Source organism: Salmonella sp. JXY0409-18, from assembly GCF_020268625.1.
GTDB lineage: Bacteria > Pseudomonadota > Gammaproteobacteria > Enterobacterales > Enterobacteriaceae > Salmonella > Salmonella enterica.
The window spans coordinates 3,982,121-4,007,277 of the sequence record NZ_CP084216.1; the positions used below are offsets into that span (position 1 = coordinate 3,982,121).

Consider the following 25,157-nt stretch of genomic DNA (forward strand, 5'->3'; position numbering starts at 1 on the left):
TTCATTTTAACAAGGATATTGTAATGGTTATTTCACTGAAAAATCGTAACTTTTTGAAGCTGCTTGACTACACCCCGGCGGAAATCCAACACCTCATCGATCTGGCTATTGAGCTGAAAGCCGCAAAAAAAGCCGGATGCGAAAAGCAAACGCTGATCGGCAAAAACATCGCGCTGATTTTTGAAAAAACCTCTACCCGCACCCGATGCGCGTTTGAAGTCGCCGCTTTCGACCAGGGCGCGCAGGTGACTTATCTCGGCCCAAGCGGCTCGCAGATCGGCCATAAAGAGTCCATGAAAGATACTGCTCGCGTCCTGGGGCGGATGTATGACGGCATCGAATATCGCGGTTTTGGTCAACACATTGTGGAAGAGCTGGGGGAATACGCGGGCGTTCCCGTCTGGAACGGCCTGACCGATGAATTTCACCCCACACAGATCCTGGCCGATCTGATGACCATGCTGGAACACGCGCCGGGTAAAACGCTGCCGGAACTGAGCTTCGCCTACCTGGGCGACGCGCGCAACAACATGGGCAACTCGCTGATGGTGGGCGCGGCGAAGATGGGCATGGATATCCGCCTGATAGCGCCAAAGTCCTTCTGGCCTGATGCCGCGCTGGTCGCGCAGTGCCGGGAAATTGCCAGCGTTACCGGCGCTCGTATCACCTTAACGGAGAGCGTTGAAGACGGCGTTCACGGCGTGGATTTCCTCTATACCGACGTCTGGGTCTCGATGGGAGAGCCCAAAGAAGCCTGGGCGGAACGCGTCAGTCTGATGACGCCATATCAGGTCAACCAGCAGGTGGTAAACGCTACCGGTAATCCTGATGTGAAGTTTATGCACTGCCTGCCCGCCTTCCATAACGAGCACACCAAAGTGGGACGCGAAATCGAAATGGCTTACGGCCTGAAAGGACTGGAGGTCACGGAAGAGGTGTTCGAGTCCGCAGGCTCGATAGTCTTCGATGAAGCGGAAAACCGGATGCACACCATCAAAGCGGTCATGGTGGCGACGCTCGGCGACTAATCCCACAGGATATGCGCCCTCGCGGCGCATATCCGTGATATCAGGAGAGAACATCATGGGTAAATTTAAATTTCCCACCGCTTATACCATCCTGTTTATTCTTATTGCCCTGGTCGCGGTGATGACCTGGATTGTGCCGGCGGGAAAATACCAAATGGCGATGAACGCCACGCTGGGAAAAGAGGTGCCGGTGGCGGGAACGTATGCCCCCGTGGACGCGCATCCGCAAGGGATTACCGCTGTTTTACTGGCGCCGATTGACGGCCTCTATAACCACGAAACCTACACCGCCGGCGCCATTGACGTCGCGCTGTTTGTCTTGATTATCGGCGGCTTTCTGGGGGTGGTGAATAAAACGGGGGCGATTGATGCCGGTATTGAACGGGTAACAGTCAAACTCAACGGCAAAGATGAGTGGATGATCCCCATTCTGATGGCGCTGTTCGCCGCAGGCGGCACTATCTATGGCATGGCGGAGGAGTCGTTGCCCTTCTACACGCTGCTGGTGCCGGTTATGATGGCGGCCCGCTTCGATCCGTTAGTGGCGGCGGCAACCGTACTACTCGGCGCGGGGATAGGCACGCTCGGTTCGACCATTAACCCTTTCGCCACGGTCATTGCCGCCAACGCCGCCGGCATCCCTTTTACTCAGGGAATGCTGATGCGCGTACTGCTGTTAATTGTCGGCTACGTACTGTGCGTGTTTTGGGTAATGCGCTATGCGCGCAAAGTCCGCGCCCATCCTGAGCTTTCTGTCGTGGCGGATAAAATGGAGGAAAACCGCGCCCATTTCCTCGGCAATCGCGCCAATACTCTGCTGGAGTTTACGGCTACCCGGAAATGGGTGCTGCTGATCTTCGCCGCCTCTTTCGCGGTGATGATTTACGGCGTGGCGGTTCTCGGCTGGTGGATGGCGGAAATCTCCGGCGTTTTTCTGGCGGCGGCGATTATCGTTGGCGTGATAACGCGGATGGGCGAGGAAGCGTTCACCAGTACCTTTATCGACGGCGCGCGGGATTTGCTCGGCGTGGCGCTAATTATTGGTATCGCGCGCGGCATTGTGGTGGTCATGGATAACGGTATGATTACCCACACTATTTTGCACAGCGCGGAAAGTCTGGTTTCCGGCCTCTCTACCACCATTTTCATAAACGTAACCTACTGGCTGGAAGTATTGCTCTCCTTCCTGGTGCCCTCCTCTTCCGGTCTTGCCGTATTGACGATGCCCATTATGGCGCCGTTAGCGGATTTTGCCCACGTACAGCGGGATTTGGTCGTAACCGCCTACCAGTCGGCCTCCGGGATTGTGAACCTGGTTACTCCCACCTCCGCCGTGGTCATGGGCGGTCTGGCAATCGCGCGTGTTCCCTATGTCCGCTATCTGAAATGGGTCGCGCCGCTGTTGCTGATCCTGACATTGCTGAACATGGCGGCACTGAGCATCGGAGCGATGATGTAACGAGCCAGATGGCGACGCGTCTTATCCGACAGGACTGATAAGCACAGCGCCATCAGGCACGCCGTCACCTTTTTTGATCGGCTTCTCATTTTCCTGCAAAACCGCCCGATTGATCCGCAATCAATGTGACAAATGTGATGAATTTCGCCAGTCCGTTGATATCAATAATAAAGATAAGGTGCATTTATGAAGGAATACGATGATTACTCCGCCAAAGAACAACAGCAACTGGCGGTTTGTCAGCGCCTGATTAGTGAAAAAAGTTACCTGTCCCAGGAGGAGATTCGCCGCGATTTACAAAATGAGGGATTTGAAGGTATCAGTCAGTCTACGGTTTCGCGCCTGCTCAAGCTGCTGGGCGCAATAAAAATCAGAAATACGAAGGGACAAAAGATTTATTCCGTAAATCCCCAGCGGCGTCCTTCACCGGATGCCGGACGTTCAATAGCCGAAATGGTCGTCAGCGTTGAACATAATAGCGAATTTATCCTTATCCATACGGCGGCAGGTTATGGTCGCGCCGTCGCGAGAATTCTGGATTACCACGCATTGCCGGAAATTCTCGGCGTCGTTGCCGGTAGCAGTATTGTCTGGGTCGCACCACGGGTCGTTCAGCGCACGGCGCTGGTACACAAACAAATTAATTATTTGCTTAAAATGAATTTAAATTCATAAGAACCGTTTGCGATGAGTAAATCATGCATTAATTGCTTGATCCCCAAACAGAGCTGAGTATAATCGCGGACAATTTGCCGGGAGGAAGCATGGTTCAGTGTGTACGACATTCTGTCTTACCGCGTCTGAAAAAGGACGCAGGCCTGCCGTTTTTCTTTCCGTTGAAAACCAATACCAAGCCCCTCAATTGAGGGGCTTTTTTTTGCCCAGGCGTCAGGAGATAAACATGGCTAACCCGCTATATCAAAAACATATCATTTCCATAAACGACCTCAGCCGCGACGATCTTAATCTGGTACTGGCGACGGCGGCGAAATTAAAAGCCAACCCGCAGCCGGAGCTATTGAAACATAAAGTGATCGCCAGCTGCTTTTTCGAAGCCTCCACGCGTACCCGCCTGTCGTTTGAAACTTCAATGCATCGCCTGGGCGCCAGCGTAGTGGGCTTCTCCGACAGCGCCAACACGTCGCTGGGGAAAAAAGGAGAAACGTTAGCCGACACGATCTCAGTGATTAGCACTTACGTGGACGCGATTGTGATGCGCCATCCGCAAGAAGGCGCGGCACGTCTGGCGACGGAGTTTTCCGGTCAGGTGCCGGTGCTCAATGCGGGCGACGGTTCAAACCAGCATCCGACGCAGACCCTGTTGGATCTGTTCACCATCCAGGAAACCCAGGGCCGTCTGGATAACTTGCATATCGCGATGGTCGGCGATCTGAAATATGGCCGCACCGTGCATTCGCTAACCCAGGCGCTGGCGAAATTTAGCGGCAACCGTTTTTATTTTATCGCGCCGGACGCGCTGGCGATGCCGCAGTACATTCTGGATATGCTTGATGAAAAAGGAATGGCCTGGAGCCTGCATGGGTCTATTGAAGAGGTCATGGCCGACGTCGACATCCTCTATATGACTCGCGTACAGAAAGAGCGTCTCGACCCGTCGGAGTACGCCAATGTGAAGGCGCAGTTTGTTCTGCGCGCCAGCGACCTGAACGGCGCGCGTGAAAATATGAAAGTGCTGCACCCGCTGCCGCGGATTGATGAAATCACCACGGATGTGGATAAAACGCCACACGCCTGGTACTTCCAACAGGCGGGCAACGGTATTTTCGCTCGCCAGGCGTTACTGGCGTTAGTACTGAATAGCGAACTGAGTCTGTAAGGGAGAAAAACGATGACACACGATAACAAACTGCAGGTTGAAGCCATTAAATGCGGCACCGTGATTGACCATATCCCTGCGCAGGTAGGCTTTAAACTGCTGAGTCTGTTTAAATTGACCGAGACCGATCAGCGAATCACTATCGGTCTGAATCTCCCGTCTGGCGAGATGGGGCGTAAAGACTTAATCAAAATAGAAAACACCTTCCTCACCGATGAGCAGGTTAACCAACTTGCTCTGTACGCGCCGCAGGCCACCGTTAACCGCATCGACAACTACGACGTAGTCGGGAAATCACGTCCCAGCCTGCCGGAGCGTATTAATAATGTGCTGGTTTGCCCGAACAGCAACTGCATCAGCCACGCGGAACCGGTATCCTCCAGCTTTGCAGTGAAAAAACGCGCCAATGATATCGCCCTCAAATGCAAATACTGTGAAAAAGAGTTTTCGCATAATGTGGTGCTGGCCAACTAATGGGGGTTGGTTATGAGATCCCGGCTCCCTATAATGAGCGGGGACATTCTATTACCGCTGTAATTCAGGAGAAATCATGAGCAAAACTATTGCGACGGAAAATGCACCAGCAGCAATCGGCCCATACGTACAGGGCGTTGACCTGGGTAGCATGGTAATCACTTCCGGTCAGATCCCGGTCGATCCGAAAACCGGTGCCGTAGCGGAAGATGTATCCGCTCAGGCACGTCAGTCGCTGGAAAACGTTAAAGCTATCGTGGAAGCCGCTGGCCTGAAAGTAGGCGACATTGTGAAAACGACCGTCTTCGTGAAAGACCTTAACGACTTTGCGACCGTCAACGCCACCTACGAAGCCTTCTTCACCGAGCACAACGCCACCTTCCCGGCGCGTTCCTGCGTGGAAGTTGCCCGTCTGCCGAAAGACGTGAAAATTGAGATTGAAGCGATCGCTGTTCGTCGCTAAGCGCCGGACGTCATCCCCGCCGGGCGGCGCAAGTTTGCCCGGTTCGGGGCACCAACAGCCATGGAGAGGCGGCAATGGTAAGATCGCGTTTTACCGAGGAACAAATCGCCGATTTTCTGCAACAGTCGAAAAACGGCGTACCGAATAAGGCGTTGTGCGAAGAATATGGATTTAGCAACAGCACGCTCCGTCGCTGGCAGGAGAAGCATGCTGAAAGCGTACGCCAGGAATTAAAACAGATAGAATCTACCGCGACGATAGTCTTTTTATGCTTCATTGTCGCAGCCATATTGCTTACTCTTATGTTTCCTAAACCCACTGGCGCCTTAGCGATTCCTCCTTACTTAGTTTATTGCGTTAGCTATATTCGCCGCTTTCGTCGCATATCCGCAAAACATATCCGGCGGTGGGACATCTCCTCCTCTCGTTCCGGATTGGGGGCAGAGAACACATTTTACAAACTTAGCTGGACATTCCTCTTTTTTATGCCTGCATATAGCATTCTACAGTTGCTTGAATAAGCCCTGAAATTTAAAGATAAAGCCGATCGCGTTAAACTTGTCGAGCTTTACGGGCATCTGACCTGGTTAGCGATATCGGGGATTAAGCACGCTGGCGAATCCCCGACGAAAGTGTTTACTGCCAGCCATAACGTCGGCTGTAAAACCCTTTCACCAACTGAGTTAACGTCATATAGCCCGCCAGAATGGCAATCAGCCACGGGAAATAGCTTAACGGCAGCGCCTGCAATTGCAGGTAAGACGCCAGCGGCGAAAACGGCAACGAAACTCCCACGACCATCACCAACAATGTCATCGCCATCAGCGGCCAGGCGGCGCGACTTTGAATAAACGGCAGACGACGGGTACGGATCATATGCACAATCAGCGTTTGCGACAGTAATCCCACCACAAACCAGCCGGACTGGAACAAAGTTTGCGTTTCTGGCGTATTCGCATGAAATACCCACCACATCAGACAAAAGGTCAAAATGTCGAAAATCGAGCTGATCGGACCGAAAAAGACCATAAAGCGCCCCAAATCCGCCGGATTCCAGCGCTGCGGCTTTTGAATTTGTTCTTCATCGACATTATCAAACGGAATCGCCACCTGGGATACATCGTACAGCAGGTTTTGAATCAGCAAGTGCAGCGGCAGCATTGGCAGGAACGGCAAAAAGGCGCTCGCCACCAGTACGCTAAACACGTTACCGAAATTTGAGCTGGCCGTCATCTTGATATATTTCAACATATTAGAAAAAGTACGACGACCTTCAATGACGCCTTCTTCCAGCACCATCAGGCTCTTTTCCAGCAGAATAATATCGGCGGCTTCACGGGCGATGTCCACCGCGCCATCTACCGAGATACCAATATCCGCCGCCCGCAGCGCCGGGGCATCGTTAATCCCGTCGCCCATAAAACCGACCACATGCCCCTCGCGTTTGAGCAAAGTGACGATGCGCTCTTTATGCATCGGCGTCAGACGCGCAAACAACGTCGTACGGGCGGCCAGCGCCGCCAGCGCGTCGTCGCTTAACCCTTCAATATCACTGCCAATAATGACATCGCCCGCATCCAGCCCAACTTCATGGCAAACTTTCGCCGCTACCAGCTCGCTGTCGCCGGTGAGAATTTTCACCGTAATTCCGCTTGCCTTCAGCGCTTTCAGCGCCGGCGCGGTGGTCTCTTTCGGCGGATCGAGAAAAGCAATATACCCTTCCAGGATCAGGTCAGACTCATCGATACGCTGGTAATCGCCCTCACGCGCAGGCAGGTATTTGGTCGCGACGGCGACCACGCGTAGCCCCTGACAGTTCAGCGTGTCGGTAACGCGTTTCACCCGGCGCAGCATATTGTCGTCCAGCGGCACAATATCGCCGTTGTGGCGCACCTGAGTACACACGTTCAGGATCTCCTGTAACGCGCCTTTGCAGACCAGTTGATGCACGCTCGAATCTTCGGCCACCACCACCGACATCCGGCGACGCTCAAAATCAAACGGAATCTCATCGATTTTCTGCCAGCGTCCGGAGAGCTGACGCGCGGCGGTTTCGTCTACTCCCTCCAGGACCGCCGTATCCAGTAAGTTTTTTAGACCGGTCTGATAATGGCTGTTCAGCCAGGCGCAATGCAGTACATGCTCGCTGGGCTTACCAGAAATATCCGTATGATTCTCCAGCACAATTTTATCCTGCGTCAGAGTGCCGGTTTTATCGGTGCACAGAATATCCATCGCGCCGAAGTTCTGAATCGCATCAAGGTGCTTCACGATAACTTTCTGTTTCGAGAGCTTCACCGCTCCGCGCGCGAGGGTGGAGGTGACGATCATCGGCAACATTTCCGGGGTGAGCCCTACCGCGACCGAAAGCGCAAATAACGCCGCTTCCCACCAGTCACCTTTCGTGTAACCATTAATAATCAGTACTACCGGCGCCATGACCAGCATAAAGCGGATCAGCAACATGCTGACGCGGCTAATTCCTTTCTGGAAAGCGTTCTGCTCGTTATCTTGTTCCGACACGCGCCCCGCCAATTGACCAAACCAGGTGTCGGCGCCGGTCGCCATCACCACGGCCTGCGCCGTTCCGCTCACGACGTTCGTCCCCATAAAGCACAGCGTGTCGCACTCAAGCGGGTTATTTTGCCGGGGCTCACGCGTCGCGGCGACTTTCTCGACCGGCAGAGATTCGCCGGTCAGCGACGCCTGGGCGACAAACAGATCGCGCGCCTGGATAATCCGTAAATCCGCCGGGATCATATCCCCCGCCGCCAGCTTAATAATATCGCCGGGCACCAGTTGATCGATGGGTAATTCCAGCCAGGCGTTTTCGCCATTTTCATTAATAACCCGCAGTACGGTAGCGGTATTACTCACCATCGCTTTTAGCGCGTCCGCTGCTTTCGTCGAGCGCGCTTCCTGCACAAAATTCAGCAGCGTTGAGATACCGACCATCAGGGCGATAACGCCTGCGGCAAACAGATCCTCCGTGGCATAAGAAATGCCGCCAAGAATCGTGAGTAAGATGTTGAAAGGATTGCGATAACATACCCACAGATGCACCCACCACGGCGAGGGTTTCTGTGCCGGAAGGCGGTTTTCGCCATGCTTTTCACGCGCGCGCGTTACCTCGGCGGCGTTTAATCCCTCCGGGTGCGTATCAAAAACGCGCCAGAGAGTCTCCTGCTCCATTGCCGCGACTTTCAGACAGCGTTCGCTCAGCGAAGGCGGGATAGTCGCATTTACCGCGGTCTGCGCCCCGGGCAGCGGATCGCGGTGAACCAGACGATAAGGCAAATGACGATTAAGCCGGGCAAAAAGCTGGCGGGTAATGGTTTTTAGCATAGGTAATCCCTCCGCGCCGAAGTCAGGCGCAGAAAATTCTTCAGGCGCGGCAAAGCCTTGCCCGATGAGCAATGTTTAAATAAAAACAGGGACGTTATTGTGTCACTGTCTTACACACCGGTAAGACAGCAGAGGCAGGCTTACCGGAAAAGGAAAATTCTCCATCGCGGGAGAGGGGTGGGTTCAGGGTCCATGTCGCCTCCGGTAAGTAAACGATTTGCGCCGTGGATTATACGCATAAATCCATAAGTTTTGTGGCAATTATGGCGGTATCATACCGTTACGTAATTAAACCAACGATAAACCAGACTTTGCCCATTGCCCTTCGCTTGAGTAAAGTTACTCTTTTTATCACCAATCACCATCAGCGTCACGCCACGGGAAAACAGGATGCAAAACCGGCTCACTATCAAAGACATCGCCCGCCTGAGCGGCGTAGGGAAATCAACCGTTTCCCGCGTGCTTAACAATGAAAGCGGCGTAAGCGAACGTACCCGCGAGCGTGTCGAAGCGGTGATGAATCAACACGGTTTCTTTCCGTCCCGCTCCGCCCGTGCGATGCGGGGACAAAGCGATAAAGTGGTCGCTATTATCGTCACTCGCCTTGATTCGTTGTCTGAAAACCTCGCGGTTCAAACCATGCTGCCTGCGTTTTATGAACAGGGCTACGACCCTATTATGATGGAAAGTCAGTTCTCGCCGACGCTGGTAATGGAACATCTGGGCATGCTCAGACGACGTAACATTGATGGCGTGGTGCTGTTTGGCTTTACCGGCATCACAGAAGAGTTGATCGCCCCCTGGAAAGCCTCGCTGGTGCTGCTGGCAAGAGATGCGCAAGGTTTTGCCTCCGTCTGTTACGACGACGAGGGCGCGATTCATATCCTTATGCAGCGGCTGTATGAGCAGGGACACCGCAACATTAGCTTTCTGGGCGTTCCCCATAGCGATATTACCACTGGCAAACGTCGGCATGACGCATACCTGGCGTTTTGCAAAAAACATAAACTTCATCCCGTCGCCGCCCTGCCCGGTCTTGCCATGAAGCAGGGCTATGAGCATACGGCAAGCGTCATCATGCCGGATACCACCGCGTTAGTCTGCGCCACCGATACGCTGGCGTTGGGCGCCAGTAAGTATTTACAGGAGCAACGTATTGAGACGCTGCAACTGGCAAGCGTCGGGAACACGCCGCTGATAAAATTCCTGCACCCGGAGATCGTCACTGTCGATCCTGGCTATGCTGAAGCCGGACGACAGGCGGCTTCGCAGCTGATCGAACAGATCAATGGCCGCTGCGATCCGCGCCGGATCGTCATTCCTTCTACCCTCGCCTGAGTGACTGATTAAACGAAATACCACGAGTAATTTGTGATCGTCGCTGCGTTTCGGGAACGTTCCCATTTTTAAACCAACGTTGAAGAGATACTCTTGCGCCAACCCATAACATACCTCCTCTGCCATGAGGCTTTACGATGAGCAAAGTAAAACAAGCCGATATCGACCGGCTGATTGACCTGGTCGGCGGGCGCGACAACATCGCCACGGTGAGCCACTGCATTACTCGCCTGCGCTTTGTGCTCCACCAGCCCGCGAACGCCAGGCCAAAAGAGATCGAACAATTACCGATGGTTAAAGGCTGTTTCACCAACGCCGGGCAGTTTCAGGTGGTGATTGGCACCGACGTTGGCGATTACTATAACGCGCTGCTGGAGACCACCGGCAAAGCGTATGCTGATAAAGAGCAGGCCAAAAAAGCCGCTCGCCAGAACATGAAATGGCATGAGCAGTTAATTTCCCACTTTGCGGAGATCTTCTTTCCGCTACTACCGGCGTTGATCAGCGGCGGTTTGATCTTAGGCTTTCGTAACGTGATCGGCGATGTGCCGATGAGCAACGGCCAAACGCTGGCGCAGATGCATCCAGCGCTAAAAACGCTTTATGATTTTTTATGGTTGATCGGCGAAGCGATCTTTTTCTATCTGCCGGTGGGGATCTGCTGGTCGGCGGTGAAAAAAATGGGCGGCACGCCGATTCTTGGTATCGTGCTCGGCGTGACGCTGGTGTCGCCGCAGTTGATGAATGCGTATCTGCTGGGCCAGCAAACGCCGGACGTCTGGAACTTCGGCTTATTTAGCATTGAGAAAGTGGGCTACCAGGCGCAGGTTATCCCGGCGCTACTGGCAGGGCTGGCGCTTGGGTTTATTGAAACGCGGTTGAAACGCATCGTGCCGGATTATCTCTACCTGGTCGTCGTCCCGGTGTGTTCGTTGATACTGGCCGTCTTTCTCGCCCACACCTTTATCGGCCCCTTTGGTCGTATGATCGGCGACGGTGTGGCCTTTGCGGTACGTTATCTGATGACCGGCAGTTTCGCCCCGATAGGCGCGGCGCTGTTCGGCTTCCTGTATGCCCCGCTGGTCATTACCGGCGTCCACCAGACAACGCTCGCTATCGATATGCAGATGATCCAGAGCATGGGCGGTACGCCAGTCTGGCCGCTGATTGCGCTGTCGAATATCGCGCAGGCCTCCGCCGTGGTGGGCATCATCATCTCCAGCCGTAAACACAATGAACGCGAGATCTCCGTTCCTGCCGCCATTTCCGCTTACCTTGGGGTAACCGAACCGGCGATGTACGGTATCAATCTAAAGTATCGTTTTCCGATGCTGTGCGCGATGATCGGATCTGGTCTGGCGGGACTGCTCTGCGGTCTGAACGGCGTCATCGCCAACGGTATCGGCGTGGGCGGCCTGCCGGGCATCCTGTCTATACCGCCGCGCTACTGGCAGGTGTACGGCATGGCGATGGTTATCGCGATCGTTATCCCGGTGATTCTGACCACCTTTATCTATCAGCGTAAGCATCGTCAGGGCACATTACAAATTGTCTAATACTTCTTCGGGGCGCAGTTGCGTCCCAACGCACTTGCAGGAAACAACAATGACTATTCCCCTCTGGTGGCAAAACGGCGTTATTTATCAGATCTACCCAAAAAGTTTTCAGGACACGACCGGCAGCGGCACCGGCGATTTACGCGGCGTCACGCAGCACCTTGACTATCTACAGCGACTCGGCGTGGATGCCATCTGGCTCACGCCGTTTTATATCTCGCCGCAGGTGGATAACGGTTATGACGTCGCAAATTATACGGCCATCGACCCGACCTACGGCACGCTGGATGATTTTGACGAGCTGGTCGCGCAGGCGAAAGCACGCGGTATTCGCATCATCCTGGATATGGTGTTTAACCATACTTCTACCCAGCACGCCTGGTTTCGCGAAGCGCTGAACAAAGAGAGTCCATACCGTCAGTTTTATATCTGGCGCGATGGCACGCCGGATGTCTGCCCGAATAACTGGCAATCCAAATTTGGCGGCAGCGCCTGGCGCTGGCATAGCCAGAGCGAACAATATTATTTACACCTTTTCGCGCCTGAACAGGCCGACCTGAACTGGGAAAACCCCGCCGTGCGCGCCGAGCTGAAAAAGGTCTGCGAATTCTGGGCCGATCGCGGCGTGGATGGCCTGCGTCTGGACGTGGTGAACCTGATCGCCAAAGATCAGGATTTTCCTGACGATCCGACGGGCGACGGACGCCGCTTTTATACCGACGGACCGCGCGCGCATACGTTTTTACGCGAAATGAACCGTGACGTTTTTACGCCGCGTAATCTGATGACGGTAGGCGAAATGTCCTCTACCACGCTGGAAAACTGCCAGCAATATGCCGCGCTTAGCGGCGACGAACTCTCGATGACCTTCAATTTTCATCATCTGAAGGTGGATTACCCCAATGGCGAAAAGTGGACGCTGGCAAAACCTGATTATGTGGCGCTGAAAGCGTTGTTCCGCCACTGGCAACAGGGGATGCATAACGTCGCCTGGAACGCGTTATTCTGGTGTAATCACGATCAGCCGCGCATCGTTTCCCGCTTTGGCGACGAGGGTGAATACCGGGTTCCAGCCGCGAAAATGTTGGCGATGGCGCTGCACGGTATGCAAGGGACGCCTTATATCTATCAGGGCGAAGAAATCGGCATGACCAACCCACACTTTACCCGCATCACCGATTATCGCGACGTGGAAAGCCATAACATGTTTGCCGCGCTACGCGCCGCCGGACGCGACCCCGACGAACTACTGGCTATCCTGGCCAGTAAATCCCGCGACAACAGCCGCACGCCGATGCAGTGGAACCACGGTAAAAACGCCGGTTTCACCCAGGGCGAGCCGTGGATAAGCCTGTGCGATAACTATACGGAGGTTAATGTCGCGGCGGCATTACGCGATGAAAACTCGGTGTTTTACACCTATCAAAAGCTGATTGCGCTACGTAAAACCCAGCCTGTACTGATCTGGGGCGATTATCAGGATCTCCTCCCGGATAGCCCATCAGTATGGTGTTATCGTCGCCAGTGGCAGGGGCAAACCCTGCTGGTTGTCGCCAATCTGAGCGACCAGTGTCAGGAGTGGCATCCACCGCATATCAAAGGACAGTGGCAGGCGCTACTGCACAATTATGGCGAGGTCGCCAGCCAGCCAGCCGCGATGACGCTCCGCCCATTTGAAGCCATCTGGTGGTTACAACGCTAACGCGACGTCCTTATACGGATAAACGCCACAGGCCTATTGACACGGGCTGTGGCGTTGCTCCTGGTTACTGTCTGTTTTTGTTGAATAATTAATCAGATTTTTCTTGCTATCTTTTACAAACGCTACAGCGCCCGCCATCTGTACGCTCTGATTTTTACCTTGTTCTACATCAATAAAATTGCAAACATCCTTGATGCAAATCACTACATATAGACTTTAAAATGCACGCCGACCCAATATGTTGTATTAATTGACTACAATTGCTACAACATCCGTTCACTCGACACAAGGTGAATTGTGGATAACCTGGGTCAGGATTGCGGGAAGTCGTTGGAAAAGAGATGAATAAACCTGTTATGGCTTCCCCGGCCTCTGTGGATAACCTGTTCTTACAAATATGGAGTGATCATGACACCGCATGTGATGAAACGAGATGGCTGTAAAGTGCCATTCAAATCAGAGCGCATTAAGGAAGCCATTCTACGTGCAGCTAAAGCAGCGGGAGTCGATGACGCAGGTTACTGTGCCACCGTCGCAGAAGTCGTTAGCAGCCAAATGAACGCGCGCAGTCAGGTGGATATTAACGAGATCCAGACTGCGGTTGAAAACCAACTGATGTCCGGCCCGTACAAACAGCTTGCCCGCGCCTACATCGAATACCGTCACGATCGCGACATTCAGCGTGAAAAGCGTGGTCGTCTGAACCAGGAAATTCGCGGCCTGGTAGAGCAAACTAACTCCGCGTTGCTCAATGAAAACGCCAACAAAGACAGTAAAGTCATTCCCACCCAGCGCGATTTGCTGGCCGGGATTGTCGCCAAACACTATGCCCGCCAGCACCTGTTGCCGCGTGACGTAGTACAAGCGCATGAGCGCGGCGATATCCACTATCACGATCTCGACTATTCGCCGTTCTTCCCGATGTTCAACTGTATGCTGATCGACCTGAAAGGCATGTTGACCCAGGGCTTTAAGATGGGTAACGCTGAGATCGAACCGCCGAAATCTATCTCTACCGCCACTGCCGTTACCGCGCAGATTATCGCGCAGGTCGCCAGCCATATTTATGGCGGCACCACCATTAACCGTATCGACGAAGTGCTGGCGCCGTTTGTCACCGAAAGCTACAACAAGCACCGCAAAACCGCCGATGAGTGGCAGATCCCGGATGCCGAAGGGTATGCGCGTTCTCGCACCGAAAAAGAGTGCTACGACGCCTTCCAGTCGCTGGAATACGAAGTTAACACGCTGCACACCGCTAACGGCCAGACGCCTTTCGTGACCTTTGGTTTTGGCCTCGGCACCAGTTGGGAGTCGCGTCTGATCCAGGCGTCTATTTTGCGTAACCGTATCGCCGGTCTGGGTAAAAATCGCAAAACCGCCGTGTTCCCGAAACTGGTCTTCGCTATCCGCGACGGTTTGAACCACAAGTTTGGCGATCCGAACTACGACATTAAACAACTGGCGCTGGAGTGCGCGAGCAAGCGCATGTATCCGGACATCCTCAACTACGATCAGGTGGTCAAAGTCACCGGTTCGTTCAAAACGCCAATGGGCTGCCGCAGCTTCCTCGGCGTGTGGGAGAACGAAAACGGCGAGCAGATCCACGACGGGCGTAACAACCTGGGCGTGATTAGCCTTAACCTGCCGCGCATCGCGCTGGAAGCAAAAGGCGACGAAACCGCATTCTGGAAACTGCTGGATGAACGTCTGGCGCTGGCGCGGAAGGCGCTGATGACCCGTATCGCCCGCCTTGAAGGCGTGAAAGCCCGTGTCGCGCCTATCCTGTATATGGAAGGCGCCTGCGGCGTGCGGCTGAAAGCGGACGACGACGTGTCTGAAATCTTTAAAAATGGTCGTGCGTCCATCTCTCTGGGCTACATCGGCATTCATGAGACCATCAACGCGCTGTTTGGCGACAAACATGTCTATGACAGCGAGCAGCTGCGCGCCAAAGGTATCGCCATTGTGGAACGTCTGCGCCAGGCCGTGGATCAGTGGAAAGAAGAGACTGGCTACGGCTTTAGTCTGTACAGCACGCCAAGTGAAAACCTCTGTGACCGCTTCTGCCGTCTGGATACCGCCGAGTTCGGCGTGGTGCCGGGCGTAACCGATAAAGGTTACTACACCAACAGCTTCCACCTCGACGTGGAGAAGAAGGTTAACCCGTACGACAAAATCGATTTCGAAGCGCCGTATCCGCCGCTGGCGAACGGGGGTTTCATTTGCTACGGCGAATACCCGAACATTCAGCACAACCTGAAGGCGCTGGAAGATGTCTGGGATTACAGCTATCAGCATGTACCGTATTACGGCACCAACACGCCGATCGATGAATGCTACGAGTGCGGCTTTACCGGCGAGTTCGAATGTACCAGTAAAGGTTTCACCTGCCCGAAATGCGGCAACCACGACGCCGCGCGCGTCTCGGTCACCCGCCGCGTGTGCGGTTATTTAGGCAGCCCGGACGCACGCCCGTTTAACGCCGGTAAGCAGGAAGAAGTGAAGCGCCGCGTGAAGCATTTAGGCAATGGGCAGATAGGTTAATCCTCCGTTTGCAATGCGTAAATGCCGGATGGCGGTGTAAACACCTTATCCGGCCTACAACCGCTGGCTATAGTTCCAATTTCATGAATTTCCTCTAAGCAGTTGGTGTTGTAGCAAGGCGGCAAACGAACGAATCCCAGGGAGCTTACATAAGTAAGTGACCTGGGTAAGTAAGAGCGGCCAACGCCGCTACAGCGCCAAATGCAACGAGGAAACATGAACTTTCACCAATACTACCCCGTAGACATCGTTAACGGCCCCGGCACCCGCTGCACCCTGTTTGTGTCAGGGTGCGTGCATGAATGCCCTGGCTGCTATAACAAAAGCACCTGGCGGCTGAACTCCGGCCAGCCGTTTACCAAAGAGATGGAAGATAAGATCATTGCCGATCTGAACGACACGCGCATTCACCGTCAGGGGATCTCGCTGTCGGGCGGCGATCCGCTGCATCCGCAAAACGTACCGGATATCCTGACACTGGTACAACGTATCCACGCGGAGTGCCCGGGGAAAGATATCTGGGTGTGGACCGGCTACAAGCTCGATGAACTTAACGCCGCACAGATGCAGGTGGTCGATCTCATCAACGTGCTGGTCGATGGCAAATTTGTGCAGGATCTGAAAGACCCGGCGCTTATCTGGCGCGGTAGCAGCAACCAGGTAGTGCATCATTTGCGTTGATCGCTAAAGCCGTTTGTTTGCATCGTGATAGACGGCTGAATGTTCTCGCTTGCCGACCGCGACAACAAACACAATCACAACGTCATCCCGAACCTGGTACACCAGACGATAACCGGACGATTTAAGCTTAATTTTATAGCAGTCAGGAAGACCGTTTAAACGGGCAGAGTCAATTCTGGGGTTCAATAGCACATCAGCCAACTTTTTCTTAAGCTGAGCCTTCACCGTATCGCCCAGCTTATGCCACTCTTTTAAGGCCCTCGGGTCGAATTCCAGTTCATAAGTCATCCAGACTAACCTTGATTCCCTTTTGCGGACTAGACAGCCTCTCCCGAACTGTCTGAATCAGTGCATCCTCACTGTCGCTAAGAGTGACGGTTTTCACTGGCATGCGCCCCGTTTCCGCGACGTACTGGAACAGTAATCGCACGGCCTCCGTTGGAGTAATGTTCAGTTTTTCCAGCACGGCATAAGCCTCATTTTTGAGTTTGTCATCCAGACGGACGTTCAGCGTGGCCATTATGCCTCCAGTAAAATCGAATGTGTAATGCAGTTTAGCATTACATTCGCATTACATCGAATTCTGGATAACGCCTCTCAAAAACGACTCACGCACTCCATCGCGACCGTTTTAAATTGCGTAAAATTCTGACATGCGCAGAGGCGCGTCATGGCGCGTTCGCGCAGGAAAGTGACGAAAATATCGTAGATGGCCATCGCCTCTTCATATTCACTTTTGCTGATGGCGAGTAAAAAAATAACGTGCGCCGTTTCATCACCCCAGGCAATCCCCTGTGGCGCGAGCACCGTATAAACCACCGTTTTCTTCGCCAGCAGCCCCAGCGCGTGTGGCAAGGCAATCCCGTCGCCTAATAACGTACTGACGATAGCTTCACGTTCAATAACCGAATCGAGAAACGCCGCATCAACAAAGCCTTCCTCATGCAACTGATCGCACAGCGTTTTAAACAGCGTCTGTTGATCTATTTCCCCTTCCACAATGCGAAAATGCGAGGCATCGAAATATTTATCCAGCATCCACGGACGGGTTCTGTCCACCAGCACCAGCTTACCGATCTGCTCCAATTGATAGTCGGTAGGAAAGGGCGCGATCATGATGACCGGTTTATCTTTTTCACCGATCCGCGCCGTGGAAATCACAAAATCCTCCACAATACTGTCCCGCGCCTCATAGTCGCGTAGCGTCAAAGTGCGGGCTATCTCAATCTGCGGGTATTTCCGCGCCAGTACCGCTTCAATCATCCGCACCATCGCATTACCAGCATCACACACCAGCAGTACCTGCGGCTGCCGCTGGTAGCCAATGTTGTAACTACGTTCCAGCCCAACGCCAATATGCAGCACCAGAAAACCGATTTCGTTTTCGCTAATGGTATACGGCGTGTATTTTCCCCAACTCGATATCGCCGCCAATGTCATATCCCACGCCATCGGATAGTGCTGCTTAATATTTTCCAGTAGTGGGTTGGGGATCATGATCTGGTAGCGCACGCGGGTGATCATCGTTTTGATGTGGGTCAGCAAGTCCGCGTGAAGCTGTTTATCATTCAATAGGTTATAGTTGTACTGGGTATTAATAAAATTGAGGATATAGCGCACCAGCGCCTCTTCATCATCGGCATTAATGGCGCTGGGGGCAATCTCCTGTACCTGGCGGGCGGCAATATGCACCTTCAGCCAGCTTACTTCCGGCTCCGACAGCGGCTTGTCGGCCAGCTGTTGTAGTAGCTCCGCAATTTCATGCGCCGCATGGCGCACCTTTTCATCGACCTCCTCCGCCACGCATTCCGATAACGGATACCCCTCGCGAATACGCCGTACCGCCACCGCGCAGTATAAACGCAGAAACAGCTCGCCCTCATCGGTCAGGCGGATTTGACAATGAGAGAAAATATCCGGCAAAAGAGACTGCAGCCGTTGAGACACCTCGGTGTTCAGCGTGGTACTAACAATTAACGGATGGGAGGGCTCCTGCTGCGCCAGCGTCCATAAAAGGTCGGTCAGACAGGCGCGAATCGCCATCTCTCCGCCAAACAGTTTCATGCCATGACGCGGACGCGTTTCCAGCGTCAGATGATAACGCAGCAAATGCTCGCGCACGTCCGCCATATCGTTCTGCAACGTCGCACGGCTGACAAACCATTCATCTGCTAAATCCTCCAGCTTCAGCGAGAAAGCGGAGGTTAAAAAACGCGCCAGCAAATAGTGTATCCGCTCCTGGCTGGTGCGCGGACCGCGCGCCAGCGTGGGAGATTGCTGCGTTTGCAGGGATTGATAACGTGCCGGATCATCAATTTTGAGCTGATACCCATTGCCGCGGCTGAGAGTAAATTGCGCGCCATGCGGCGTCAGCAACATGTTCAGCGCGGCGATATCCGCCCGAACAGTACGCGTGGAGACCGACAACCGCTGCGCCAGCTCGTCCTGCGGCAGCGTCTCGTTTTGCAGCATCGCAAATAGCTGCGCTAAACGTTGGTTGGGGAATCGCACGTCTCTCTCCTCATGATTAGCCGACACGCGACCGGACGATAGCGAGTAACTGACGCACATCGTCCGCACGGGTGTTGCCGCTCACCTTATCAATAATCGAACTATAAATGTGAGGAATGATTTTGCTTACACCTGCATCAAGGGCGATGTGCAGAATCTCGGCGAAGTTTTCCAGATCGATACCGCCCGTCGGTTCCAGCCAGAAATCATGGCGGGCGCAGGCGTCAGCCACCGCTTTATACTCGTCGCGACAGGTGAGTCCTCCCATCGGAAAGTATTTAACGGAGCTGCCGCCCATATCTTTGAGTAGCGCAATCGCCGTTTCTATGGGTACGATGCCGTCCGGCGCGCGGCTGCTTAGCGGGCCGGTGGAAATTTTCACCAGTCCCGGCGTGCCGGTCGGCGAGACAAGACCGTTCACCACCGTCTCATTTTGCCCCAGCAGCGCCCGGCTGGTCCCGACGCCGGTAAACACCTGGTTGACATGCTGCGGCTGTACCTGACGCGAGATTTCGCTCACCATCGCCGACTGGTTAGGATCGCCTGCCCCCAGTCCGACGGAGAGCGCATTGTCGATAAGCGCCGCATATTCACGCATATCCGCGACTGCGCTTGCCACATCCGGATAGTTTTTGGAGAGCACGCCAACCAGCACATGACCTTCCGCCGCCGCGTAGATTTCCCGGGCGTTATCTTTCGAACCGGCCAGTACGTTCAGGCAAACGCGATCGCGGTAAAAGTTAGGGGTCAGTTTCATGCTTGTTTCTCCTGATTAATCACCTCGCCAATACGACGCGCCACAATCGCTAACTGCGCGCGATCGACGCTGCGGACATCCGCTTCAATAATTCCTTCGTTGGCTTTGTATCCGCGAAAGTAAATCGCGTATTCCCCTTGCTTCAGCGCGTCGACCAGTTCGCCTGTGGCGATGCCGGTAACGGCTTCATCAAACTTAATTTCCGTGCGCGCGATGTCGCGTCCGGCGCTGTCCCACACCACACGGGCGCTGACGCCGTTAAACGTGTTCAACGTGTCGATAAAGGGCGCCATTTTTTCTACCATCTCCGCGCCGCTCTCTTTTTGCGCCCGCAGGTACAATTCAATGGCGCAGGTCAGGCCAATAATTCCTTCTTTGCCGACCTTCATCGCCCGGCCAATGCCCGCTGACTGACGTTTTACCCACTCAACATACTGCGTTTTACCAATCACTAGCCCGCTGGTCGGCCCTTCAATCGCTTTCGCGCCGCTATAGATAACGAGATCTGCGCCCACGCGGTAGTAGCACTGCAAATCTTCTTCCGCCGCCGCGTCCACAATCAGCGGGAGATTATGCGTGCGTGCCACTACCGCAGCCTGCTCCACACTAAGCATACTTTTCTGTACGCAGTGGTGAGATTTGATATAGAGAATAGCCGCCGTGCGCGGCGTAATGGCCGCCGCCAACTGCGCGGCGGAACATTCGTTGGCGTAACCGGCTTCCACCAGTTTGCCGCCGCCCAGCGCCACCATCGTTCCCACCGGCGCGCCAAAGTTGACGTTGTGGCCCTTTGGCAGGACGATTTCGTTATTTTCAATCGGTGTAACGTGCAGGTTTTCCAGCAGCCAGTCGCTGTCCTGCACCAGTACCGCGGCAACCGACTGGGCAAGGCCCGCACTGGCGCAGGAGACTACCGTCGCCCCTTCCACCTCCAGCAATTTCGCAATGTACTCGCCAGTTTTATTCATCAGATCTTTCATCTCGAAATACTGATTCATTCCGGCCATCGCCGCGTCTATCACTTCCGGGCGCGGCGTGGAGACGCCGAGCGCCGTCATACGTCCGGAGGCATTAATCACCTGTTTTAATTGATACTTCTCAAAAATCGAAGGCATGTTCCGCGCTCCCTTGTTCGGTCATATAGCCCTTGCCTGCGCGTATCGCGGCAAGCGGCGTCAGCAATTCTTCAGCCTGTAAGCTGTCGTTTTCCGCGTCTACCAACACGGCGGGCTGGCGTTTAAGCGTAAAGAGGGTCAGGTCGGCATCCAGACCTGGCTGAAGACGCCCTTTGGTTTTCAGATTCAGGCTATCGGCGGCATTGGCCGTCACGCACGCAATGACCTGCGGCAGCGACATGCCGATGGCGAGGAATTTCGACATCACATTAGCCAGCGAATGCACCGGGCCATTGATGCGGTTACGGCAGTAGATATCGGAACTGATGGTATGCGGTAAAATCCCCAGGCTAATGGCGCGTTTCGCCACCGCAAAGCTCAGGCTGGCGGTACCATGCCCGACGTCCAGACGCACGCCGCGCGCCAGCGCTCGTGTCACCGAGGCGCGCAGCTCGCCTTCCGGCGTCAGAATACGGTTCGGCTTACCGTTGTAACAGTGGGTAATGATATCGCCCGCCGTCAGACGCTCCGCGATTTCGTCCAGATCCGGCGGGTTATTGCCAATATGCACCATCAACGGCAGGTTGCCGTTTTCTTGCTGCATGGCTTTAGCGCGTTCCAGCGGCGTGATGCCGTTAACGCCTACCACGCTGCTGCTCATCCGCGCCTTGAGGCCGACGATAAAATCCGGGTGGCGTTTTACCGCCTGTCGGACCGCATCGGCGTCAATATTGGCCATGTTAGCCAGTTCATTCTGAGCTATCAGCCCGACGCGGGAAATATTCAATAGCGCATAAACGTCGGTGGTCGCCTGACGGGTCAGGGTGTAAAAATCGTCAATATCATCTGCGCCAGTGCTGCCGGCATCAATCACTGTGGTAACGCCAGTGGCAATACCCACGCTGTCCGGTTCGTCGTGGTAAATCGGCGATGTCGGGTAGCAGTGAACGTGCGAATCAATCCAACCCGCACTAACGTAACACTCGCCGCGCAGGTCAATGGTTTTCACCGCCGGGCCATCAACGTCACCCAACGCCGCGATTTTGCCATCTTGCAGGGCAATATTAGTCAGCGTGTCATCGACCAGACGCGCATGGCGCAGGAGTAAATCAAACATCGTTCTCTCCTTTGCCGGATGGCGGCGCAACCGCCTTATCCGGCCTACAAATCAACAGTTAGCTAATCGCAATCGGGAAGATGGAACCGAGGATCATCGCGCCTAAAATCGCGCCGCCGGTAATCGGCTTCTGCCAGATATAAAACAGCAGCGCGCCCACCAGAGAGCCCAGACCAATAGGAATCGATGCCGTCATGGCGCTGAGGATAATCAACGGCCCCAGAAAACGGCCTGAAGTGTTACCAGCCCCCATCATGACGTCCGCCCCGTACGTGGAGTCGCTCTGATTAATGGTGAACTTACGCGCCAGAACAATGATGTAGCCAATCGCCAGGCCAATCACCAGACCGGTTATCAGCGAAGCGATAAAGTTCGCCACCGGGAAGACAAAGCCAGCCCCCAGCAGTAACGCCGGAACCCCTAAGCCCACGCCAGTCTGAATTGCCCCGCCGATATCCAGAATCCCGACCAGCGAACCTTCGATAATGCGGGCAAATAAAAAGCTGGCGCCGAAAGCGGCGACCGCGCCGTAGACGCCGGTATCCATCCCCGCTTTCAACATCGCCACAAAAGCGACTTCGTTAAATGCGCCGATACCGTACAGATAGTACATATGCGTCCCGGCGAAAACGCCGGAGGAGAGCAGGCCAACAAAGATCGGGAACGACCAGTCGGCATACCAAAAACCTTTATTCTCTTCCATTGTGGCCTCCGTTATTTGCCGCTGAGCGAGTTGTGGATCAGTTCAAGCCAGTTCGGTACCGTCATGTTGAAAGACTCGATCATTTTCATGTCGAAGCCGCGGAAGAAGCCGCTCAACACAAACAGCAAAACGATGGCGACCATCATCACTTTGGTGACATGGTTCCAGCCGCTCTCTTCTACGCCTTTACCGATCAAAATACCCAGTACCAGCCCCGGTACGGCGTTCCCCATGATGAGCTGCGCCGCGCCGCCGAAAACGGTGGCCCAGAAGCCCGATTTTTTACCAGCGTCGATCGCCGCTAACCAGAAGATCACAGGCATGACGATGTTGACCAGCAGGTTTGCCGCCGGTACCAGCACCTTAACCGCTGTCACCTGTAGCGCTTCTGGCACGGATGAGGCGGTCAGGTTAAGGAACGTCACGACGATCATGCCGATGACGGCGCAGGCGATCGCCATTTTTTTCGGGTCGTGCAGCGTCTCGCCAACGTTACGGTTTTTGATCATTAGCGCCGCCGCGCCCCAGTTAGGGATGATGCGGTGATCGACATCCTGGGTGAACGATCCGGCCGCCACAGACGACGCCCAGGCGTTAAAGAAGAAACCCAGTCCAAAGGAGAAGTGAGATGCCGGGTCGCCTTCACAAGAGTTGAGTTCGCCCAACGTACGGAACGCGCCCATCCCCTGCGTGGTTGGCGCGTGAAACATGCGTGCAGCCCCAGCGCCCACCCCTACGCCGACCAGCGCACCGATAATGAGCGATTTAATTAGTATTATCAGGAACATAACTATGCCTTTTTAATAAAAATCAGCGTTTCGCGACGAAATCCACCCTGTCGAGATTGATGGCGGTCACGTTGACGGTCACATCCAGCTCCACGCTGTAAGTGCGTCGTTCCCGGCGCAAAAAGAAAAACAGAAAGGCCTCTTTACGCACCGACTCATGCGCCTGAACAATCCGCACATCCTGTGGCTCAATACGCAGTAAGATATACGGCGACTCTCTCATCACCGCCGACTGAACATGGTTCAGCGCATCGGCAAAGGCGCGTGCTTTGGCGTCGCCCTTGCCTTTTACTCTCACCGTGGTGGTGAATTGCTCTTTCATCATCAGGCGCCGTATTTCTTTTGCCACGCCTGCACCAGGCGCTCGCCGAGCTCTTCTTTATCCATAAAGCCAAAACCCAACACGTTGCAGCCTTCATTGATAGCGGTGACGCCTTCATCCACTGACCGCATTCCATATTTGGCTTTGTAGCCATGCTTGTTTTGCGCGGTGATAGCGCCCGCGCCGCCGCTGCCGCAAAATGAAATGCCGAAGGTGGCGTTTTCCGCTTTCATCACATCGCCCAGCTTCATGTCTGCCGCGACGCCCGGTACGACGACCGCGCGACCGCCCGCTTTTTCCACGCCTGCCGCCACTTTCTGGCCTTTACCCAGGCGATCGCCAATCACGACGGTAATCTGTTCCATTTTTTGCTCCTTAGAGGTTGTCTTTCGCGACTTCAAAATGTACCGATAATAGCCAGGCTTCTTCGTCAGGAAGGTTGCCAAACGCCGCCACGATTTCGCGGGCGAGCGCCATTGATTCGGCTGAGATTTCATCAAACAAGCTGGCATCGACTTCCGGTAAAGGCTCGCCGGTAATTGACCGGTGCGCCATCGCGCGAACGTGCGAGGTCAGCATTTGCGTCTGTACCGCATTGGGGACAATGTGATGCCTCCCCAGCAGGCCATCCACCTGCGTTAACACCTGTTCAGCCAGTTCGTTAATTCGCTCACCGGCATCGTGTTTTACTGCTCCGTTATCCACGCGTCTCACCCCGTTAATGGCAATGAGATAAAACTAGCGGTAAGGGTTAAAAGTTTGTAGCGAGTTATTTTCCACCTCGAAGTGGAAACGCGAGTGGGATAGGTGATCTGCGCCACAGAAAAGGCGGCATTAATGAATTATCGCCGGGAAAGTGTGAGATCTATCGCGGCATAAAGAGGAAATGGCGAAACAATGACGTTGCCGTATAAAGTGAGAAAGTGTGATGGGTATTACATTTTGCCGGATGGCGACCTGCGGATAAAGCGAAGCCGCCATCCCACAAAAATTAACGATACTTTTTATGATACGTATTGCGGGTGGTTTTTAGCGCTTCCGCCGCCGCTTTCGCTTCTTTAACGTTACCTTCGTTCGCCAGCTTCAGCGCGCCATCAATTTGGCCGACCAGAATGTCAAAACCGTGACGAAAATCCTTCATCTCCGGGCTATCCGGCGCTTTATCTTCCAGCTTTGGCGGCGTAGCTTTTTGAGCATCCAGCGCGGCCGCGCGCATTTTGGTTAATGCCGCTTTCAGTTCAGGGGCACTATCCGTTTTCTCAACAACTTTCAGGTTATCATTGAGAATATCCATATTATCTTCAAGATCGGCAGCAAAAACAGCCGAACCGAATACCAGCGATGACACAGCAAGAATAGCTAACAGGCTTTTACGCATTGCTCACTTCCTTTTTTATTATTAACGATAAGTGTA

28 protein-coding genes are annotated in these 25,157 nt (G+C 54.1%); 13 read left to right on the forward strand and 15 right to left on the reverse strand.

Translation table 11 applies throughout. The features are described from left to right. The first annotated feature begins 23 nt into the window (after nt 1–23). From argF to LDB27_RS19390, 3 genes are all read left to right on the forward strand, one after another. Complete coding sequence (gene argF / locus LDB27_RS19380) at nt 24–1,028, forward strand: ornithine carbamoyltransferase (RefSeq protein ID WP_000237031.1); 1,005 nt, start codon at nt 24–26, stop codon at nt 1,026–1,028. Nucleotides 1,029–1,083: 55 nt separating this feature from the next. Beyond that, complete coding sequence (locus tag LDB27_RS19385) at nt 1,084–2,487, forward strand: YfcC family protein (protein ID WP_000514437.1); 1,404 nt, start codon at nt 1,084–1,086, stop codon at nt 2,485–2,487. A 186-nt stretch (nt 2,488–2,673) separates the two neighbouring features. Then, complete coding sequence (locus LDB27_RS19390) at nt 2,674–3,162, forward strand: arginine repressor (RefSeq protein ID WP_000666051.1); 489 nt, start codon at nt 2,674–2,676, stop codon at nt 3,160–3,162. Here LDB27_RS19390 and LDB27_RS19395 read toward each other — a convergent pair. Continuing rightward, nucleotides 3,132–3,272, reverse strand: coding sequence for a hypothetical protein (locus LDB27_RS19395; protein ID WP_077905461.1), 141 nt, complete (start codon nt 3,270–3,272; stop codon nt 3,132–3,134). The two genes, LDB27_RS19390 and LDB27_RS19395, sit on opposite strands and share 31 nt — an antisense overlap. On the opposite strand from LDB27_RS19395, the gene pyrL reads away from it, so the two are divergent. The 5 genes from pyrL to LDB27_RS19420 all read left to right on the forward strand — a co-directional run bounded on the left by pyrL (nt 3,252) and on the right by LDB27_RS19420 (nt 5,782). Then, nucleotides 3,252–3,353 (forward strand): pyr operon leader peptide, encoded by a 102-nt coding sequence (gene pyrL, locus LDB27_RS19400; protein WP_000249504.1) that lies wholly within the window; start codon nt 3,252–3,254, stop codon nt 3,351–3,353. The genes LDB27_RS19395 and pyrL overlap by 21 nt on opposite strands. Nucleotides 3,354–3,388: 35 nt before the next feature. Further along, entirely contained in the window at nt 3,389–4,324 is a 936-nt protein-coding gene (gene pyrB / locus LDB27_RS19405) for an aspartate carbamoyltransferase (RefSeq protein WP_000013055.1), read from the forward strand. 12 nt (nt 4,325–4,336) lie between these two features. Beyond that, nucleotides 4,337–4,798, forward strand: coding sequence for an aspartate carbamoyltransferase regulatory subunit (pyrI, locus tag LDB27_RS19410; protein WP_000148566.1), 462 nt, complete (start codon nt 4,337–4,339; stop codon nt 4,796–4,798). Between the two features lie 76 nt (nt 4,799–4,874). Further along, a complete protein-coding gene (gene ridA, locus LDB27_RS19415) occupies nt 4,875–5,261 on the forward strand; it encodes a 2-iminobutanoate/2-iminopropanoate deaminase (RefSeq protein WP_000047544.1) in 387 nt (128 codons plus the stop codon). 74 nt (nt 5,262–5,335) lie between these two features. Continuing rightward, complete coding sequence (locus tag LDB27_RS19420) at nt 5,336–5,782, forward strand: transposase (RefSeq protein WP_000252559.1); 447 nt, start codon at nt 5,336–5,338, stop codon at nt 5,780–5,782. A gap of 115 nt (nt 5,783–5,897) precedes the next feature. Here LDB27_RS19420 and mgtA read toward each other — a convergent pair whose 3' ends face one another. Together mgtA and mgtL are read right to left on the reverse strand one after the other, a co-directional pair. Next, nucleotides 5,898–8,606 (reverse strand): magnesium-translocating P-type ATPase, encoded by a 2,709-nt coding sequence (mgtA, locus tag LDB27_RS19425; protein ID WP_000920860.1) that lies wholly within the window; start codon nt 8,604–8,606, stop codon nt 5,898–5,900. Between the two features lie 140 nt (nt 8,607–8,746). After that, on the reverse strand, nt 8,747–8,845 hold the full coding sequence (mgtL, locus tag LDB27_RS23990; RefSeq protein ID WP_107320725.1) for a mgtA regulatory leader peptide MgtL: 99 nt from the start codon (nt 8,843–8,845) through the stop codon (nt 8,747–8,749). Nucleotides 8,846–8,996: 151 nt separating this feature from the next. Here mgtL and treR point away from each other — a divergent pair, with 151 nt between their 5' ends. From treR to nrdG, 5 genes are all read left to right on the forward strand, one after another. Next, entirely contained in the window at nt 8,997–9,944 is a 948-nt protein-coding gene (treR, locus tag LDB27_RS19435) for a trehalose operon repressor TreR (RefSeq protein WP_001181294.1), read from the forward strand. Between the two features lie 137 nt (nt 9,945–10,081). After that, nucleotides 10,082–11,500 carry a PTS trehalose transporter subunit IIBC gene (gene treB / locus LDB27_RS19440; protein WP_000048817.1) on the forward strand — a complete coding sequence of 473 codons (1,419 nt, stop codon included), beginning with the start codon at nt 10,082–10,084 and terminating at the stop codon, nt 11,498–11,500. Nucleotides 11,501–11,549: 49 nt separating this feature from the next. Continuing rightward, on the forward strand, nt 11,550–13,202 hold the full coding sequence (treC, locus tag LDB27_RS19445) for an alpha,alpha-phosphotrehalase (RefSeq protein WP_000155039.1): 1,653 nt from the start codon (nt 11,550–11,552) through the stop codon (nt 13,200–13,202). Between the two features lie 408 nt (nt 13,203–13,610). Next, complete coding sequence (gene nrdD, locus LDB27_RS19450; RefSeq protein WP_000187827.1) at nt 13,611–15,749, forward strand: anaerobic ribonucleoside-triphosphate reductase; 2,139 nt, start codon at nt 13,611–13,613, stop codon at nt 15,747–15,749. Between the two features lie 216 nt (nt 15,750–15,965). Next, on the forward strand, nt 15,966–16,430 hold the full coding sequence (gene nrdG, locus LDB27_RS19455; RefSeq protein ID WP_001009178.1) for an anaerobic ribonucleoside-triphosphate reductase-activating protein: 465 nt from the start codon (nt 15,966–15,968) through the stop codon (nt 16,428–16,430). 3 nt (nt 16,431–16,433) lie between these two features. On the opposite strand, the gene LDB27_RS19460 is transcribed toward nrdG, so the two are convergent. The 12 genes from LDB27_RS19460 to cybC form a co-directional block, all read right to left on the reverse strand. After that, complete coding sequence (locus tag LDB27_RS19460) at nt 16,434–16,718, reverse strand: type II toxin-antitoxin system RelE family toxin (RefSeq protein ID WP_000220578.1); 285 nt, start codon at nt 16,716–16,718, stop codon at nt 16,434–16,436. Beyond that, a complete protein-coding gene (locus LDB27_RS19465) occupies nt 16,708–16,950 on the reverse strand; it encodes a type II toxin-antitoxin system RelB/DinJ family antitoxin (protein ID WP_000212724.1) in 243 nt (80 codons plus the stop codon). Before LDB27_RS19465 ends, LDB27_RS19460 begins: the two co-directional genes overlap by 11 nt. Nucleotides 16,951–17,027: 77 nt before the next feature. Continuing rightward, nucleotides 17,028–18,941 carry a BglG family transcription antiterminator gene (locus LDB27_RS19470; protein ID WP_001212145.1) on the reverse strand — a complete coding sequence of 638 codons (1,914 nt, stop codon included), beginning with the start codon at nt 18,939–18,941 and terminating at the stop codon, nt 17,028–17,030. A 16-nt stretch (nt 18,942–18,957) separates the two neighbouring features. Continuing rightward, nucleotides 18,958–19,698 carry a 2-dehydro-3-deoxy-phosphogluconate aldolase gene (dagF, locus tag LDB27_RS19475; protein ID WP_000779262.1) on the reverse strand — a complete coding sequence of 247 codons (741 nt, stop codon included), beginning with the start codon at nt 19,696–19,698 and terminating at the stop codon, nt 18,958–18,960. Next, a complete protein-coding gene (locus LDB27_RS19480; protein ID WP_001139165.1) occupies nt 19,695–20,813 on the reverse strand; it encodes a DgaE family pyridoxal phosphate-dependent ammonia lyase in 1,119 nt (372 codons plus the stop codon). The genes dagF and LDB27_RS19480 overlap by 4 nt, the downstream gene beginning before the upstream one ends. Further along, a complete protein-coding gene (locus LDB27_RS19485; RefSeq protein ID WP_000459952.1) occupies nt 20,797–21,930 on the reverse strand; it encodes an amidohydrolase/deacetylase family metallohydrolase in 1,134 nt (377 codons plus the stop codon). Before LDB27_RS19485 ends, LDB27_RS19480 begins: the two co-directional genes overlap by 17 nt. Nucleotides 21,931–21,988: 58 nt before the next feature. Further along, nucleotides 21,989–22,633, reverse strand: a complete 645-nt coding sequence (locus LDB27_RS19490) for a DUF4310 family protein (protein WP_000392130.1) — start codon at nt 22,631–22,633, stop codon at nt 21,989–21,991. An 11-nt stretch (nt 22,634–22,644) separates the two neighbouring features. After that, the gene (locus tag LDB27_RS19495; RefSeq protein WP_000478578.1) at nt 22,645–23,421 is read right to left on the reverse strand and encodes a DUF4311 domain-containing protein; all 777 of its coding nucleotides are present in this window, start codon (nt 23,419–23,421) and stop codon (nt 22,645–22,647) included. A 22-nt stretch (nt 23,422–23,443) separates the two neighbouring features. Further along, entirely contained in the window at nt 23,444–23,746 is a 303-nt protein-coding gene (locus LDB27_RS19500; protein WP_000975187.1) for a DUF4312 family protein, read from the reverse strand. Beyond that, a complete protein-coding gene (locus LDB27_RS19505) occupies nt 23,746–24,108 on the reverse strand; it encodes an SFCGS family glycine-rich protein (protein WP_000435389.1) in 363 nt (120 codons plus the stop codon). The genes LDB27_RS19500 and LDB27_RS19505 overlap by 1 nt, the downstream gene beginning before the upstream one ends. A gap of 10 nt (nt 24,109–24,118) precedes the next feature. Continuing rightward, entirely contained in the window at nt 24,119–24,457 is a 339-nt protein-coding gene (locus LDB27_RS19510) for a glycine dehydrogenase (RefSeq protein WP_001255103.1), read from the reverse strand. A gap of 277 nt (nt 24,458–24,734) precedes the next feature. Continuing rightward, nucleotides 24,735–25,121, reverse strand: coding sequence for a cytochrome b562 (gene cybC, locus LDB27_RS19515; RefSeq protein WP_001232231.1), 387 nt, complete (start codon nt 25,119–25,121; stop codon nt 24,735–24,737). Nucleotides 25,122–25,157 lie beyond the last annotated feature (36 nt).